The sequence below is a fragment of the Halomonas sp. B23F22_3 genome, assembly GCF_043496965.1.
Taxonomy (GTDB): Bacteria; Pseudomonadota; Gammaproteobacteria; order Pseudomonadales; family Halomonadaceae; genus Halomonas.
On sequence record NZ_JBIEKG010000003.1, the window covers coordinates 459,586 to 475,354 of the forward strand.

Here is a 15,769-nt window from a genome sequence, read left to right on the forward strand (position 1 = left end):
GTCAATTGATGTATTTCATATGCCACTATAGCGCGGGGCGCGGCGGCCTTCCCTAACCTGGATCAAGTCCGCGCCCGTAAACGCGAATGCCGCCCGTGGGCGGCATTCCTGAGGTGGCGTTCCTGAATGGGCGGAGCGGATCAGGCCTCGGCCTGCCGACCCGGGCGTGACGGCGCGGCGTCGCCGGTGGCGTCTCGTCCAGCGGCTTCCTTGCCCGCGGCATAGCGGGCCGCCGGCTCCTGAAGCTCCGGCAGGTAGCGATAGCGCTCCTCGCCGAGCTCCGGCACCCGGGCGCGCTCCATGCGCCGGATCGCGCCGTGCATCCACACCAGCGAGATCGCCACCAGCACGAAGAGCACCATGTAGGAGCTGGTCCAGACCCCGGTGAGGTCGAGCACAGCGCCGAACAGGATGGGCAGGAAGAAGCCGCCCAGGCCGCCGATCATGCCGACCAGGCCGCCCACCGAGCCGACGTTCTCCGGGTAGTAGACCGGGATGTGCTTGTAGACCGCGGCCTTGCCCAGCGACATGAAGAAGCCCAGCAGCACGGTCAGCACCACCACGCCCCACAGCGGCATGGCGAGCGAGAAGGCGATCTGGCCCTCCTTGCCCTCCACCACGTAGTGGGTCTCGGGATAGGCGAGCAGGAACAGGCAGACCAGCGAGGCGATGAAGGTCAGGTACATGATCGAGCGCGCGCCGTAGCGGTCGGACATCCAGCCGCCGAGCGCCCGGAAGACGCTGGCCGGCAGGGTGTAGAGGGCGGCCAGCGAGCCGGCCACGGCGATGCTGACGTCGTAGGCCCCCACGTAGTAGCGCGGCAGGTAGGAGGCCAGGGCGACGAAGGCGCCGAAGACGAAGAAGTAGTAGAGGGCGAAGCGCCACACTTGCAGGTGCTTGAGCGGGGCCAGCTGTTCCCGGGCGGAGGTGGCCTTGCCGCCCTGGCCGCGCCGGGAGCGGGTCAGCGGATCCTCCTTGGAGAACACCCAGAAGCCCACGGCCACCACGCTCAGCACGATGGCATAGACCACCGCGGTCTGCTCCCAGCCCAGCGCCAGCAGCAGGAAGGGCGCGGCGAAGTTGGTCACCGCCGCCCCGGCATTGCCGGCGCCGAAGATGCCCAGCGCCGTGCCCTGGCGCTCCTTCTCGAACCAGTAGGAGGTGTAGGCGATGCCGACGATGAACGAGCCGCCGGCCAGGCCCACGCCGAGGGCCGCGACCAGGAACATCGCGTAGGACTCGACATAGGAGAGCAGGAAGACGCAGGCCGCGGTGACCAGCATCAACAGGCTGAAGACGCGCCGGCCGCCGAACTGCTCGGTCCAGATGCCGAGGAAGATGCGGCTGATCGAGCCGGTGAGGATCGGCGTGGCCACCAGGATGCCGAACTGGGTCTCGTTGAGGCCGAGGTCCTGCTTGATCTTGATGCCGATGATGGAAAAGATCGTCCACACCGCGAAGCAGGTGGTGAACGCCAGGGTACTGAGTGACAGCGCCCGGATCTGCTGGGGCCGGGTCACCCCCTCGAGGTGTTTCATGTCGTGCCTCCTTCGGCGTGCATGAATGGTCGCGTTCCAGACTGGCAGGCGGGGGGCGGGAGATATTGACGTGCGTCAAGCCTGCCGCTCCGCTACCCCTTGATATTCCAGGCCTATCCCTTTGGGAGTAGGGCGCCTTTCGGCGCCCCATCCGCTTGCGGGCTCAGGGGTTCTTCACGTAGGCGCCGGGGCGCAGGTAGAACCACCAGTTGACGACCAGGCAGAGGGCGTAGAAGACCGCGAAGCCGTACATGGCCATCTCCGGGGTGCCGGCCTTGATCTGCTCGCCCATCACCCGCGGGGCGATAAAGGCGCCGTAGGCGGCCACGGCGGAGGTCCAGCCGAGTACCGGGCCCTTCTGCTGCAGGTCGAAGATGAAGCCGATGCTGCGGAAGGTGGAGCCGTTGCCGATGCCGCTGGCGGCGAACAGCACGATGAACAGCACGAGGAACATCCAGAAGTACTGGTTGGGATCGGTGGCGTTGTAGGCGAGCATCATCACGTAGCCCACCGCCGCCGAGGCCAGGACCATCACCACGGAGATCGCCTGGGTGACGATGGCGCCGCCCACCTTGTCGGAGATCCAGCCGCCCACCGGGCGGATCAGCGCGCCGACGAAGGGGCCCATCCAGGCCCAGGTCAGGGCGCTGGGCGCATCGGGATTGGCCACGCGGGTGATGGTGCCGTCGGCGGCGACTTCCATCATGTTGCCGAAGATCACGCTGATGGAGAGCGGCAGGGCGGCGGAGAAGCCGATGAAGGAGCCGAAGGTGGCGATGTAGAGCACCGTCATCGCCCAGGTGTGCTTGTTGGAGAAGATGGCGAACTGCTTCTGGATGTTCGGCTTGATGTCGCCGGGAATCAGGCGCAGCAGCCCCAGGGTCAGGGCGATGGTCAGCGGCAGGGCGAGCCACATGTTGAGCCAGCCCAGGGCGACCACGCCGACGATCGAGGTCAGGAGGCCCACGCCGTAGAGGCCGAGGATCTTGCCGAAGGCCTGCACGGGAGAACCGGGGTGGGGCGTGATGGCGCGGATGTTGTTCATGCCGAACCAGCCGGCGAAGGCCAGCGGGATCAGGAAGACCAGCCAGATGAAGCCGGCATTCTGGATCCAGGTGTCGGTGCCCGCCTCGATGCGGCCGATCAGGGTGCCGCTGGCCTTCTGCAGTTCCATCGGCTCGCCACCCAGGGCGCCGAAGAGGCCCACGGTCATCACCAGCGGGATCAGGATCTGCATGGTGGTGACGCCGAAGTTGCCCAGCCCGGCGTTCATGCCCAGGGCGTAGCCCTGCTGCTTCTTGGGGAAGAAGCTCGAGATGTTGCTCATCGAGTTGGCGAAGTTGCCGCCGCCGATGCCCGAGAGCAGCGCCAGGGCCTGGAAGACCCAGAAGGGCGTGCCCGGGTTCATCAAGGCGATGCCGGTGCCGAGTGCCGGAATCATCAGCAGGGCGGTGGTCAGGAAGATGGTGTTGCGCCCGCCGGCGATGCGGATCATGAACGAGGCCGGGATGCGCAGGGTGGCGCCGGCGAGGCCGGCGATGGCGGTCAGGGTGAACAGCTGGTCCACCGTGAACGGGAAGCCGAGGTTGCGCATCTGGGTGGTGATCATGCCCCACATCAGCCAGACGGCGAAGCCCATCAGCAGGCTCGGGATGGAGATCCAGAGGTTGCGGCTGGCGATCTTCTTGCCCTGCGTCCTCCAGAACTCCTCGTTCTCGACGTCCCAGTCTTCGATGTCGGCGTTACGACGGCCGCCGGGCGGGAGCGGCTGGCGCTGGCCCTCCCAGCGGGTGGAGTCGGCACTCTCTCTGGTCATGGTGGTTCCCCCTCGCGGTCTCTCGGTGGCGCCCCTCGCGCGATGGCGGTTGACCGGCATCAAGCCAGGGGCTTTGCCACGCAAGATACGCCCGGGAGACAGCCGGCGAAACGGCCCAAAAAGTCCGCTAAAACAGCGGGATACCCCTTGAGGGGTAGAGGGATAAGCGGGGTCTTGCCAGCCATATCAGGGGCTTAGCGCCGCTCCCCGGACGGCGTGGGACCGGAGGCGGGCGACGGGGCTATTTGGAGGTATCCACACGGAGCCCCGCCCGGCTACTTGTCCACACCCTCCTGCACGGCCCACACCGCGGCCTCCACTCGGGAGCGCAGGTTGAGCTTCTTGAGCAGGTGCTTGACGTGGACCTTCACCGTGCCCTCGGTGATGTCGAGCTGGCGGGCGATCAGCTTGTTGGAGAGGCCCGCGGCCAGCTCGCGCAGGATCTCCCGTTCGCGCTGGGTCAGGCTGTGGATATCCGGGGTGGCCGGCTGGCTGCGCTGGCTGCGCAGCGCCTCGGCCAGCAGGGCGGTGAGGCGCTCGCTGATCACCATGCGGCCCAGCGCCGCCTGGCGCAGCTGGCGGATCATGTCGTCCGGGTCCATGTCCTTGAGCAGGTAGCCGTCGGCGCCGGCGCGCAGGGCGGCGACCACGTCTTCCTCGTGGTCGGAGACGGTGAACATCACGATGCGCCCGGCGAAGCCCTCCTGGCGCAGCCGCTTGAGGGTCTCGAGGCCGTCCATCCCCGGCATGTTGAGGTCCAGCAGCACCAGGTCCGGGTCCAGCTCGCCGGCCAGGCGGACGCCCTCTTCCGGCTCGCCGGTCTCGCCGGCGAGCGACAGGTCGTCCTCCAGCTCGAGCAGCTGGGTCACCCCGCGGCGCAGCAGCGGGTGGTCGTCGATGATCAGGAGGGTGGCGGGGTCGTGGGCGTTTCGGGTCATCCGGCAGGGTCCCTGTTCACGGGTTGAAGGCTTTCGGGCGGCTCGGCGGGCTGCTGGGCGATCAGTCGGGCCGTCTGCGGAGTGAAGGCGATGGCCACGAGGGTACCGCCGGCGTCGCGGTTGCGCACCCGGAAGTCGCCGCCCAGGGTATCGGCCCGGTCGCGCATGATCACCAGGCCGTAGTGCATGGGCGGCGAGTCCTGGGTCTCGAGGCCGATGCCGTCATCCTCGATCATCACCTCGAGGCGGGCCTCGGCGAAGCGCACCGTCACCGCCGCCCAGTGGGCCCGGGCATGCTTGTGCACGTTGGCCAGCGCCTCGCGCACCACCTGAAGCACGTGGATCTCCTCGTTGGGGTTGAGCAGGTGCGGCGGCACGTCGACGTAGAGCTCCACCGTGAAGCCCAGGCGCTCGCTGAACTCCTCGGTGGTCTGGCGCAGGGCGCTCGCGAGCCCCGGGCCCTCCAGGCGCAGCCGGAAGGTGGTAAGCAACTCGCGCAGCTGGCGATAGGCGCTGTCGAGCCCGGTGCGCAGCTCGTCGAACACCGGCGCCTGGGTCTCCCGGGGCATCTCCTTGGCCTGCATGCGCTCCAGGCGCGCCACCTGCATCTTCAGGTAGGAGAGCGACTGGGCCAGGGAGTCGTGGAGCTCACGGGCGATGATGGTGCGCTCGTTCATCAGCGTCACCTGCTGCTCCTCCTCGATGCGCCGCTGCAGGTAGACCGCCGTGGCCAGCTGGTCGGTGAGGGTGTTGAGCAGCCGGCGGGTGCTGGCGCTGAGCGGCGAGGCGCTGGGGTACCAGACCTCCAGGGTGCCGAGCAGGGTCTCGCCGATGCTCACCGGCAGCATCAGGCACTCCGAGCCCCCGTCCTCGGAGAGCTCCAGGGGCTGGGGGTCGATCAGGCAGGCGTGGCAGTCGTGGTTGCGGCAGTAGGTCGGCCGGCTGGGCGAGTGGGTCGCGAGGATCGACACCTCGCGCTGGTCGAAGGGGTCGTTCAACGACAGGCCGATGGGCCCGATGCCGAGCAGCGTCTCGAGGCGGCGCAGCATGGGGGCGGCGCTGGCGCAGAGGTCGTTGCCCCCGCCGTAGAGCTCCCGGCTGCCGTCGTGGAGGATCTGCATGGCCTCATTGCTGCGCGCCAGCTCCTGCTTCTTGCGCGAGACCCGTGCCTCGAGCTCCGCGTAGCTCTCGCCGAGCTCCGCAGCCATGGTGTTCAGGGTGGTGCCGAGCAGCGCCAGCTCGTCGCTGCCCGAGAGCCGGGTGCGATGGCCGAAATTGCGGCGTCCCGCCTCCCGGGCCTGCACCACCAGCTGGTGCAGCGGGCCCACCAGGTTGTGGCGGATGTCGTAGAGGGCGATCGCCACCACCACCGCGGTCAGCACCAAAAAGAGGATCTGCAGGGCGCTGAGCAGGCGGATCTTGGCCTCGCTGTTCTGCTCGAGCCGGGTGACCATCTGATCGATGTCGCCCACCAGGCCGTCGAGGGCCTGGCGAAGGGTGTCGACCTCCACCCCGCCGCCGGCGATGGCGCGGATCACCTGGGGCGCGAGCGCCTCTTGCCAGCGTGTCTGCAGCCGCCGGTACTGCTCGGCCAGGGGGTGGTCCTCGGCCTCGGGCAGCGCCGCGGTCAGCCGGGGGCTGGCCAGCCGTTCGTGGAAGCGCTCGCTCAGCGCCTGGACTCGCTCGCGATGCGCCAGCGTCGGCTCGCGTTCGTAACGCTGCAGGGCCGCGACGATCTGGTAGGTGTTCATGCGCAGCGAGCCGGCCACGTTGATGGCGGCGGCGTCGCCGCGGCTGCTGTTGGCCACCATCATGGTCACCACGATGCTGATCAGCGCCATGGCGCTGATCGCCAGCAGCGAGGCGCTGATGCGGGCCACCAGGGAGCGCTGCAGCAGCTTCATCGGGGTCTCCAGCCGGACGAACGAGGGGTGTCGAATGCCACTATACCCTAGTAGGTAGGTGCCGCTCCCTCAAAGGCGTACCCCGATTGCCTCTTTGACGTCCTCCCCCCGGCTCCCGAGACTTTCGGGTAACCCTTCTCGAGCGTCGGCCCATGCCCTGCGATCTCCCGTCATCCTCGCGCCCCCGCCGCGCCTCGCCGCGCGGCGGGGGCGAGGCGCCGCCGGGCTACCGCGCGCTGGTGGTGGTCGCGCTCTCGCCGCTGGCCTTCGCCCTGGTATTTGCCTGCTGGACGCTGTTCGCCGTGCTCGGCGTGGAGCTGCGCCGCGACCTGGCCCTGGGCGGGGTCGCCTTCGCCGTGCTGCTCTCCACGCCGATGCTCGCCGGCGCCCTGGCGAGCCTGCCCATGGCGAGGCTGGCCCGACGCCACGGCGGGCGCCGCGTCATGCTCGGCTGCCTGCTGCTGATCTGCCCCTTCCTGTGGTGGATCGGCCACGCCCAGCACTATGCGGAGTTCCTGCTGGCGGGCCTCGGCCTGGGGCTCGGGGCCGGGGCGCTGGCCGCCGGGCTCGTCTACGTGGCGGAGCTCGGGCCGGCCCGGCATGCCGGCCTGGCGCTGGGACTCTACGCCGCCGGCATGGTCGGGGCGGGGCTCGGCTACCTGCTGCTGCCGCTGATCAGCCAGGCCTACGGCTGGCGGACGGCGCCGCTGCTCTACCTGCTGCCGGTGCTGCTGGTCGCCGGGCTGCTGTGGCTCTTCGCCGAGGATCGTGACCCGCTTCCGCCCGTGCGTGACCCCCTGGGCGACGACGAGGCGCGTCCGTCCCGTCCCTCGCGACGGGTGCGCATCGCTCGCCTCGCCCGGCGGCTCGCCGACTGGTCGCCGTGGCGCCTGGCCCTCCCCTATGCCTTCTTCTTCGGCGCCTTCCTGGCCCTGGCGCTGTGGCTGCCCGGCCACCTGGCGGCGCGCTTCGAGCTCTCGCTGCAGGGCGCGGCGCTGCGCGCGATCCCGTTCACCCTGGCCGTCGGGGCGGGCCAGGTGCTCGGCGGCTGGCTGGCCGACCATTGCGACTTTCGCAGCCTGCGCTGGTGGATCTGCGCCTTCGTGCTGGTCTGCCTCTTCCTGCTCTCCTATCCGCCCTTCGAACTCCGCATCGAGGGCACCCACGGCCCGCTGAACTGGCACTACGCGGCGCCGCTGTGGGGGTTCCTCGGCCTGCTGGTGCCCATGGGCGTGGCCATGGGGGTCGGGCAGGGCAGCCTGATGCGCCTGATCCATCGCGACCACGGCGGCGACATGGCCCTGGTGGGGGGGCTGGCGCTGACATTGGGCGGGCTCTTCGCCGCCCTGCTGCCGCCGGTCTTCGTGCTCGGCAGCGAGTGGCTGGGGCTCTCCACCGCCGGCTTCATGTTCCTCTACGCCGCCCTGGTCGTCTGCATGCTGGTGATGCTCGTCGACCATGCGCGACAGCGCCCTCGGGCGGCGTGACACCACCGGCCTAACCCCTCCCTCGGCGACGCCTATCCCCTTGGGGGTAGTGGCGATGTATATGGAGGTAACCGGGCAGTAATCGGCGTGACGATCACCCAGAATCGGCTCCAACGACCCTGGCCGCGAGCGACGCAAGGCGGCGGTGCAGGAGGGGTGACCCGGAGCGGTCACGCATCTTTTCGAGGAGCCTGGAGAGCGACCATGAGTCACTTCATCGATCGGCTGAACTTCTTCCGCAAGGCCCGTGAGCCCTTCGCCAACGAGCATGGCGAACTCCGTCAGGAGTCACGCGAGTGGGAGGACGGCTACCGTCAGCGCTGGCAGCACGACAAGGTCGTGCGCTCCACCCACGGGGTGAACTGCACCGGGTCGTGCAGCTGGAAGATCTACGTCAAGAACGGCCTGGTCACCTGGGAGACCCAGCAGACCGACTACCCGCGCACTCGGCCCGACCTGCCCAACCACGAGCCGCGAGGCTGCCCGCGGGGCGCCAGCTACTCCTGGTATATCTACAGCGCCAACCGCCTCAAGCACCCGCTGGTGCGCAAGCCGCTGATCGCGCTGTGGCGCGAGGCGCTCGCCGAGAAGGGCGACCCGGTCGATGCCTGGGCCTCCATCGTCGAGGATCCGGCCAGGACCAAGCAGTACAAGCGCGCCCGCGGCATGGGCGGCTTTGTGCGCGCCGACTGGGACGAGCTCAACGAGCTGATCGCCGCCTCCAACGTCTACACCGCCAAGCAGTACGGCCCGGACCGCATCATCGGCTTCTCGCCGATCCCCGCCATGTCGATGGTCAGCTACGCCGCGGGCAGCCGCTACCTGTCGCTGATCGGCGGCGTCTGCATGAGTTTCTACGACTGGTACTGCGACCTGCCGCCGGCCTCGCCGATGACCTGGGGCGAGCAGACCGACGTGCCGGAATCCGCCGACTGGTACAACTCCGGCTACATCATCGCCTGGGGCTCCAACGTGCCCCAGACCCGCACCCCGGACGCCCACTTCTTCACCGAGGTGCGCTACAAGGGCACCAAGACCGTGTCGGTCACCCCGGACTACGCCGAGGTCTCCAAGCTCACCGACGAGTGGCTCTCCGCCAAGCAGGGCACCGACGCGGCCCTGGCGATGGCCATGGGCCACGTCATCCTCAAGGAGTTCCACCTCGACAAGCCCAGCGCCTACTTCACCGACTACGTGCGCCGCTACAGCGACATGCCCTTCCTGGTCGAGCTCGAGGCCCGCGAGGACGGCAGCTACGCGCCGGGCCGCCAGATGCGCGCCAGCGACTTCGAGGCGAGCCTGGGCCAGGGCAACAACCCCGAGTGGAAGACCGTCGCCTGGGACGAGACCCGCGACCAGCTGGTGGTGCCGCGCGGCTCCATCGGCTTCCGCTGGGGCGAGACCGGGGACGAAACGGGCAAGTGGAACCTCGAGCCGCTGGACGCCGAGGGCGCCGAGATCGCGCCGCTGCTGACTCTGGCCGAGCACCACGACGAGGTGGCGAAGGTCGCCTTCCCCTACTTCGGCGGCATCGCCCACGAGCACTTCGACCACGTCAAGAGCGGCGGCGCCAGCGACGAGCTGCTGTTCCACAGCCTGCCGGTCAAGCGCCTGAAGAAGGCCGACGGCTCCGAGGCGCTGGCGGTGACCGTGTTCGACCTGATGTGTGCCAACTACGGTATCGACCGCGGCTTCGGGGAAGACGACGGCGCGACCTCCTATGACCAGATCAAGCCCTACACCCCGGCCTGGCAGGAGAAGATCACCGGCGTGTCGGCCGAGCAGGCGACCCGCATCGCCCGTGAGTTCGCCGACAACGCCGACAAGACCCGCGGACGCAGCATGATCATCGTCGGTGCCGGCATGAACCACTGGTACCACATGGACATGAACTACCGCGGCCTGATCAACATGCTGGTCATGTGCGGCTGCATCGGCCAGAGCGGCGGCGGTTGGGCCCATTACGTGGGCCAGGAGAAGCTGCGCCCGCAGACCGGCTGGCTGCCGCTGGCCTTCGGGCTGGACTGGCAGCGCCCGCCGCGCCACATGAACTCCACCTCCTTCTTCTACAACCACTCTAGCCAGTGGCGCTACGAGAAGCTCGAGATCAAGGAGATCCTCTCGCCGCTGGCCAAGGCCGAGGACTATCCCGGTAGCCTGATCGACTTCAACGTGCGCTCCGAGCGCATGGGCTGGCTGCCCTCCGCGCCACAGCTCGGCACCAACCCGCTGCGCCTGGCCGAGTCCGCCAGAGCCGCCGGCATGAGCACCGCCGACTACGCCGTGGATCAGCTGAAGAGCGGCCAGCTGGCCTTCGCCGCCGAGGACCCGGATAACCCCCAGAACTTCCCGCGCAACATGTTCATCTGGCGCTCCAACCTGCTGGGCAGCTCCGGCAAGGGCCACGAGTACATGCTCAAGTACCTGCTCGGCACCCGCCACGGCATCCAGGGCAAGGACCTGGGCGAGTTCGGCGGCCAGAAGCCCGAGGAGGTCAAGTGGCATGACGAGGCGCCCGAGGGCAAGCTCGACCTGCTGGTGACCCTGGACTTCCGCATGTCCACCACCTGCCTCTACTCGGACATCGTGCTGCCCACGGCGACCTGGTACGAGAAGGACGACCTCAACACCTCCGACATGCACCCCTTCATCCACCCGCTGACCGCGGCGACGGACCCGGCGTGGGAGTCGCGCAGCGACTGGGAGATCTACAAGGGCATCGCCAAGGCCTTCTCCAAGGCCTGCGTGGGGCACCTGGGCGAGGAGACCGACCTGGTCACCCTGCCGCACCAGCACGACTCCCCCGCCGAGTTGGCCCAGGTCGAGGTGCGCGACTGGAAGAAGGGCGAGTGCGAGCCGGTCCCCGGCAAGACCATGCCGGCGCTGATCGAGGTCAAGCGCAACTACCCCGAGACCTATGAGCGCTTCACCTCCGCGGGCCCGCTGCTCGACAACCTGGGCAACGGCGGCAAGGGCATCAGCTGGAAGACCGAGAAGGAGGTGGACCTGCTCGGCAAGCTCAATCACGTCAAGACCGAGGGGCCGGCCAAGGGCCGCCCGCGGATCGAGTCGGCCATCGACGCCGCCGAGATGATCCTGACCCTGGCGCCGGAGACCAACGGCCAGGTGTCGGTGAAGGCCTGGGACGCGCTCTCCAAGATCACCGGGCTCGACCACACCCACCTCGCCGAGCCCAAGGAGGAGGAGAAGATCCGCTTCCGCGACGTGGTGGCCCAGCCGCGCAAGATCATCTCCAGCCCCACCTGGTCGGGCCTCGAGGATGAGCACGTCTCCTACAACGCCGGCTACACCAACGTCCACGAGCTGATCCCGTGGCGCACCGTCAGCGGTCGCCAGCAGTTCTACCAGGATCACCCTTGGATGCGCGCCTTCGGCGAGAGCCTGCTGGTCTACCGGCCGCCCATCGACACCAAGGCGGCGGTCAGCCTGGCCGACGACAAGGGCAACGGCAATCCGGAGATCGCGCTGAACTGGATCACCCCGCACCAGAAGTGGGGCATCCACTCCACCTACTCCGACAACCTGCTGATGCAGACCCTGTCCCGGGGCGGTCCCATCGTCTGGCTCTCCGAGGATGATGCGAAAGCCATCGGCGTCGAGGACAACGACTGGATCGAGCTCTACAACGCCAACGGTGCCATCGCCGCCCGCGCCGTGGTCAGCCAGCGGGTCAAGAACGGCATGGCGATGATGTACCACGCCCAGGAGCGGATCCTGAACATGCCGGGCAGCGAGATCAGCGGCACCCGCGGCGGCATCCACAACTCGGTGACCCGGGTCTGCCCGAAGCCGACCCACATGATCGGCGGCTACGCCCAGCTTTCCTACAGCTTCAACTACTACGGCACCGTCGGCTCCAACCGCGACGAGTTCGTCATCGTGCGCAAGATGAAGAAGATCGACTGGCTGGATGGCGAAGGCAACGACTACGAGCAGGAGGCCGTGAAATGAAGATTCGTTCCCAGGTAGGCATGGTCCTGAACCTCGACAAGTGCATCGGCTGCCACACCTGCTCGGTGACCTGCAAGAACGTCTGGACCAGCCGCGAGGGCGTCGAGTACGCCTGGTTCAACAACGTCGAGACCAAGCCCGGCATCGGCTATCCCAAGGAGTGGGAAAACCAGCAGAAGTGGAAGGGCGGCTGGCTGCGCCGCAAGGATGGCCACATCGAGCCGCGCATCGGCGGCAAGTGGCGGGTGCTGGCGAACATCTTCGCCAACCCCGACCTGCCGGAGATCGACGACTACTACGAGCCGTTCACCTTCGACTACCAGCATCTGCACACCGCCAAGCAGGGCGAGCACCAGCCCACCGCGCGGCCGCGCTCGCTGATCTCCGGCCAGCGCATGAACAAGATCGAGTGGGGCCCGAACTGGGAGGAGATCCTCGGCACCGAGTTCGCCAAGCGGCGTCGCGACGCCAACTTCGAGAAGATCCAGGCCGACATCTACGGGCAGTTCGAGAACACCTTCATGATGTACCTGCCGCGGCTGTGCGAGCACTGCCTGAACCCGACCTGCGTGGCGTCCTGCCCCAGCGGCGCGATCTACAAGCGCGAAGAGGACGGCATCGTGCTGATCGACCAGGACCAGTGCCGCGGCTGGCGGATGTGCATCTCCGGCTGTCCCTACAAGAAGATCTACTACAACTGGAAGACCGGGAAGTCCGAGAAGTGCATCTTCTGCTACCCGCGCATCGAGGCCGGCCAGCCCACCATCTGCTCCGAGACCTGCGTGGGGCGCATCCGCTACCTCGGCGTGCTGCTCTATGACGCCGATCGCATCGAGGAGGTGGCGAGCTCCCCCGACGAGCGTGACCTCTACCACCGCCAGCGCGAGATCTTCCTCGACCCCCACGACCCCGAGGTGATCGCCCAGGCCAAGCAAGACGGCATCACCGACAACGTGATCGCCGCCGCCCAGGCCTCGCCGGTCTACAAGCTGGCCATGGACTGGGGCCTGGCGCTGCCGCTGCACCCGGAGTACCGCACCCTGCCGATGGTCTGGTACGTGCCGCCGCTGTCGCCGATCCAGTCCGCCGCCGAGGCCGGCCAGGTCGAGTACGACGGCGTGCTGCCGAAGATCGAGTCGCTGCGCATCCCGGTGAAGTACCTCGCCAACCTGCTCACCGCCGGCGAGGAGGCCCCGGTGGTGCTGGCCCTCAAGCGCCTGATGGCGATGCGCCTCTACATGCGCGGCAAGCACGTGGAGGGCGAGACCTCCACCGAGGTGCTCGACGAGGTCGAGCTGACCGAGGCCCAGGTTGAGGAGATGTATCGCTACCTCGCCATCGCCAACTACGAGGATCGCTTCGTGATCCCGACCAGCCACCGCGAGATGGCCACCGAGGCCTTCCCCGAGCGCGGCGGCTGCGGCTTCAGCTTCGGCGACGGCTGCCACGGCGACAGCAGCGAGAGCCTGTTCGGCGGGCGCAAGACCACCACCACCCTGGTCAAGTCGGTGGAAACCTATGATCCGCATGCCGAGGAGGTGCGTCATGACTGAGGCCGCGATCCAACACCCCGCGACGGAGCCGGAGATGCTGAGTCTGCGCGTGCTGGCCCGGCTGCTCGACTACCCCGGCGAGGCCCTGCAGGGTGCCGCCGGCGAGATGATCGAGCTGATCGACGCCGAGCGCCGGCTGCCGGCCGCGCTGCGCACCGCCCTGATGGACTGGTGCCAGCGGCTGGCCGAGGCCGACCTGCTGGAGCTGCAGGCCGAGTACGTGGCGCTGTTCGACAAGGGGCGCAGCACCTCGCTGCTGCTCTTCGAGCACGTCCACGGCGAGTCCCGCGACCGCGGCCAGGCGATGGTCGACCTGCTGGCCGAGTATCGCGCCGCGGGCTTCGAGCTCGATGCCCGGGAGCTGCCCGATTACCTGCCGCTGTTCCTGGAGTACCTCTCGACCCGACCGGAGGCCGACATCGGCCGTTGGCTCGGCGAGATTCGCCACATCCTGGCGCTGCTCGTCGCGCGCCTCGAGGAGCGCGACGCCGACCACGCCCTGGTGCCGCTGGCGCTGCTGGCGCTGATCGGCGCCGAGGGTGATGTCGACGCCCACCGAGACAGCGTTAAGGAGGAGGCGCCCGACGACACCCCCGAGGCGCTGGACGAGGTCTGGGAAGAGGAGGCGGTGCGCTTCTCCGCCGCCTCCGACCAGGACTGCGCCCTGCAGTCCGCCGAGGGCCGCCGCCTCGCCGAGCGCAAGCAGGCCGTGCCCAGCGACCCCGTCAGGATCATGCCCGGCAGTGGCCCGGCCGACCGCGGCCCGACCGAACGCTAAAGGAGAACCGTCATGATTGGCGAATACCTGCAACACCTCATCTATGGCTACTACCCCTACCTGGCCGGCACGGTGTTCCTGGTCGGCAGCCTGCTGCGCTACGACCACGGCCAGTACACCTGGAAGACCGGCTCCAGCCAGATGCTCTCGTCCAAGAACATGCGCCTGGCCAGCAACCTCTTCCATATCGGCATCCTGGTGATCTTCTTCGGCCACCTGTTCGGCATGCTGACGCCGCACTGGGTCTATGCGCCCTTCCTGCACGCCGGCACCAAGCAGCTGCTGGCGATCGTGGTGGGCGGCATCGCCGGGGTCCTCTGCGTGGTGGGCGGTGCCATGCTCTTCTACCGTCGCCTGACCAACCCGCGGGTGAAGGCCTCCTCCAGCACCATGGATACAGTGATCCTCGGGCTGATCGTCTTCCAGGCGGCGCTGGGCCTGATCACCGTGATCTTCTCCCTGGGTCACCTGGACGGCGCGATGATGCTGACGCTCTCCAGCTGGGCGCAGTCCATCGTCTTCTTCAGCGGCGGGGCGGCGGACTACATGGCCGAGGTCTCCTGGATCTACAAGATCCATATCTTCATCGGCCTGACCATCATCCTGCTGTTCCCGTTCTCGCGCCTGGTGCACGTGTGGAGCGTGCCCTTCGGCTACGTGACCCGCCGCTACCAGCTGGTGCGCAAGCGGGGCTGAGGCTCAGCAGACGCGGGGCCGGGCTTTGCCGGCGACAGGCCTACGAGCGGGGCCGGCCCTCCGGGGGCGCTGTGAACCCCTCCCTGGGCGCTTCCGATGCCATCCCTGGCATAGGACCCCCTCTTCGGCCTGCCCCCGGCGCCTTCGAGAACCGGCGCATGTGCACCAAGGATTCAAGGATTTAGTCATGCAGAAGATCGATATCGAGATGATTCCCGGGGGCGCCAGCCCGCCCCCGATCCGGGTCGGCGAGGCCGTCATCGCCGAGGCCGCTATCGCCGAGGAGATGCAGTACCACCCCGCCGACAGCGCCGGCACCGCCCAGCTCCAGGCGGCCCGGGCGCTGGTGGTGCGCGAGCTGCTGCGCCAGCGGGCCGAGGCCCTGGGCCTGGCCGAGGCCGCTGGCGAGGAGATCGACGAGGCCGATGACGCCATCGCCGCGCTGCTCGAGCGCGAACTCGACGTGCCCGAGCCCGCGGAGGCCGACTGCCGGCGCTTCCACGCCGCCCACCCCGAGCGCTTCAGCGAGCCGACCCGCCTCAAGGTGCGCCATATCCTGCTGCCCGCGGCGCCGGACGATGCTGAGGCGCGCGACGCCGGCTATCGCCAGGGGGAGAAGCTGATCCGCGAGCTGGCGGCCGCGCCCGAGCGCTTCACCGAGTTCGCCCAGCGCCACTCCGCCTGTCCCTCGAAGGACGCGGGCGGCGAGCTGGGCTGGCTCGCGCCCGGCCAGACCGTCGCCGAACTCGACCGGGCCCTGCAGCACCTGCCCGTGGGGCTCCACGAGCGGCCGCTGGCCTCGCGCTATGGCTGGCACGTCGTCAGCATCGACGAGCGCCAGGAGGGGCGCGCGCTGCCCTTCGAGCAGGTGGCCGAGCGGGTCCGCCACAGCCTGCGCGAGCAGGCCACGCGCCGCGCCCTGCGCCACTACCTGCTGGCGCTGGAGGCCGAGATCGGCGTCGAGGGCCTCTCCCTCGACGACGACGGCGGCAGCGCCCTGATGCAGTGACGCCGGCCGCGCGAGGGCCCGCCCGCCGAGGCGTGGCGGGATCTCGCGCTTTCTTGATACGCGTCATTCCCCTCGTGT

The 15,769-nt window shown here is 68.6% G+C and carries 10 protein-coding genes; 6 read left to right on the plus strand and 4 right to left on the minus strand.

Features of this window, described 5'->3' with window-relative positions; translation table 11 throughout:
* Positions 1-140 precede the first annotated feature (140 nt).
* From ACGTNG_RS08545 to ACGTNG_RS08560, 4 genes are all read right to left on the minus strand, one after another.
* The gene (locus tag ACGTNG_RS08545; protein ID WP_394576588.1) at positions 141-1,538 is read right to left on the minus strand and encodes an MFS transporter; all 1,398 of its coding nucleotides are present in this window, start codon (positions 1,536-1,538) and stop codon (positions 141-143) included.
* A 163-nt stretch (positions 1,539-1,701) separates the two neighbouring features.
* The gene (locus ACGTNG_RS08550; RefSeq protein ID WP_394576589.1) at positions 1,702-3,354 is read right to left on the minus strand and encodes an MFS transporter; all 1,653 of its coding nucleotides are present in this window, start codon (positions 3,352-3,354) and stop codon (positions 1,702-1,704) included.
* A gap of 275 nt (positions 3,355-3,629) precedes the next feature.
* Positions 3,630-4,292, minus strand: coding sequence for a two-component system response regulator NarL (gene narL / locus ACGTNG_RS08555; RefSeq protein WP_394576590.1), 663 nt, complete (start codon positions 4,290-4,292; stop codon positions 3,630-3,632).
* Positions 4,289-6,196 carry a type IV pili methyl-accepting chemotaxis transducer N-terminal domain-containing protein gene (locus ACGTNG_RS08560; RefSeq protein WP_394576591.1) on the minus strand — a complete coding sequence of 636 codons (1,908 nt, stop codon included), beginning with the start codon at positions 6,194-6,196 and terminating at the stop codon, positions 4,289-4,291. Before ACGTNG_RS08560 ends, narL begins: the two co-directional genes overlap by 4 nt.
* Before the next feature lie 152 nt (positions 6,197-6,348).
* On the opposite strand from ACGTNG_RS08560, the gene ACGTNG_RS08565 reads away from it, so the two are divergent.
* The 6 genes from ACGTNG_RS08565 (at position 6,349) to ACGTNG_RS08590 (ending at position 15,691) form a co-directional block, all read left to right on the plus strand.
* Entirely contained in the window at positions 6,349-7,683 is a 1,335-nt protein-coding gene (locus ACGTNG_RS08565; RefSeq protein ID WP_394576592.1) for an MFS transporter, read from the plus strand.
* Positions 7,684-7,887: 204 nt separating this feature from the next.
* Positions 7,888-11,655: a nitrate reductase subunit alpha gene (locus ACGTNG_RS08570; RefSeq protein WP_394576593.1), complete on the plus strand. Its 3,768-nt coding sequence runs from the start codon at positions 7,888-7,890 to the stop codon at positions 11,653-11,655.
* Positions 11,652-13,208: a nitrate reductase subunit beta gene (gene narH / locus ACGTNG_RS08575; RefSeq protein ID WP_394576594.1), complete on the plus strand. Its 1,557-nt coding sequence runs from the start codon at positions 11,652-11,654 to the stop codon at positions 13,206-13,208. Before ACGTNG_RS08570 ends, narH begins: the two co-directional genes overlap by 4 nt.
* On the plus strand, positions 13,201-13,986 hold the full coding sequence (gene narJ / locus ACGTNG_RS08580) for a nitrate reductase molybdenum cofactor assembly chaperone (protein ID WP_394576595.1): 786 nt from the start codon (positions 13,201-13,203) through the stop codon (positions 13,984-13,986). The genes narH and narJ overlap by 8 nt, the downstream gene beginning before the upstream one ends.
* A 12-nt stretch (positions 13,987-13,998) precedes the next feature.
* Entirely contained in the window at positions 13,999-14,682 is a 684-nt protein-coding gene (gene narI, locus ACGTNG_RS08585; protein ID WP_394576596.1) for a respiratory nitrate reductase subunit gamma, read from the plus strand.
* 187 nt (positions 14,683-14,869) lie between these two features.
* The gene (locus ACGTNG_RS08590; RefSeq protein ID WP_394576597.1) at positions 14,870-15,691 is read left to right on the plus strand and encodes a peptidylprolyl isomerase; all 822 of its coding nucleotides are present in this window, start codon (positions 14,870-14,872) and stop codon (positions 15,689-15,691) included.
* Positions 15,692-15,769 lie beyond the last annotated feature (78 nt).